General features: G+C 61.2%; 1 protein-coding gene. It reads right to left on the bottom strand.

What is annotated here, in order from left to right:
* Positions 1-23: 23 nt before the first annotated feature.
* The gene (locus DS839_RS35760) at positions 24-1376 is read right to left on the bottom strand and encodes an IS5 family transposase (protein WP_119275345.1); all 1353 of its coding nucleotides are present in this window, start codon (positions 1374-1376) and stop codon (positions 24-26) included.
* Positions 1377-1556 lie beyond the last annotated feature (180 nt).

Below are 1556 nucleotides of genomic sequence, written 5' to 3' on the forward strand. Positions count from 1 at the left end.
GTCGACCGTGAACAATCCGGATTTCACGCGGCGGCGGGATTGAGAACTCGCGCCTGAGCAACCCAGACTTCCAGCATCAGACGCAGCAAGAGCCTCAGCCAGGTGAGGAGAAGGCGGAAGTTATAGCCCGCCGCAGCAAGGACCGCGTTGATGGCATCGCCCTGTGTCCCGGCGAGATGATTGCGAGCCATACGATGCTCGTTCTTGATGTGGCCGATGACCGGCTCTATGGCGGCGCGGCGCTTCATCTCGCGCTTGATCGCGGGCGTCACTCGTCGCTTCTGACCTGAGGTGTAGACCTTGAACCTGTGGGAGAGCGGTGCGTTGTGGCCCCGGTATCCGGCATCGGCGAGAAGGCGCTCGATGCCATTGCCGATGGTCTTCTCCATGACGGGTATGATCTCCGCCAAGGTATGGCCGTCATAGGGATTGCCCGGCAACGCCCTGGCATGCAGCGCGAACTGCCCACCCTTCGAGCGCTTGAGCGTGGTGGCGATCGACACCTTGACGCCGAACTCGTAGGGCGCATGCGCCTTGCCCTTGCCGATGCATTCCACTTCCGGCGCATGCAGGCTGTAGATCTTCTTGCCGCGCTGGTTCTGCCTCTGCTCGAGAACACGGCCGGCCAGGTGCAGAGGCCGCCGGAAGATGTCCTGAAGCTCATCCTCGCCGGCAATCTGCCGGGCGATGTCGCGGATGGTGCGGCCGAGATAGGTCTTGAGCTTGCGTAACGCCTTGCCGGCCCGCTTGAACTGCTTGGCATGGGCGTAGCGCTGATGCTGGATCAGCGCCAGCTTGCCCACCCTCGTGTAGCTCTGGCGCAGATCGAGGCCGACCTTCCTGGCCAGGCCCACCAGTCTCTGTCGCGCCCGGTGCACGAGCTTGGCATCGGTGGGGAACATCACCGCCTTCGGCTGCACCGTGGTGTCGACGATCACCCGGCGCGTATCCTGGGGCGCCATCGCCCCGCTCCTCACCGCAACCGACAGGCTCTCCTGCAGCAGCGCGACAATCCGCTCCTCGCCCATCCGCTGGCGCCACCTTGTCATCGAAGACCGATCGAAAGGCAGCTCGTGCAGGAAGAACTCTTCACCGCACAAGTACTGGAAGTACGGGTTCTCTACCCAGCGTGCGCACAGCTCCTCGTCGGACAGATCGAAAGTGTGCTTGAGGATCGCCAATCCGGCCATCAGCCGGGTCGGCAAGGGCGGCATGCCGGGGCCTTCCGTATAAGCCTCACCGCACCTTTCATCGATCGCCGGCCAGGAGATCGTCTGCGCCAGCTTCACCAGCTCATGCTTCATGTTGATGATCTGATCGAGACGCGAGCGGAACAGATCCTGTTCTCCTGTCTCGCGGCGCTCCCGTGGCTTCACTGCGAATCTCCTGGTCGATCTCTCAACCACAGTGAATCACGCTTGCAAGCGATCGTGAACCGAAAAACGAATCTGCAAGGAAATCGGTCTCGGTTCAACACTTCCCGGCAAAATAGAAACCCAGAACGGCAAAGATCAATCAATTCAATCAACGAGTTGGGAATAGTTCACGGGAGACTA

It is taken from the genome of Taklimakanibacter deserti (assembly GCA_003574785.1).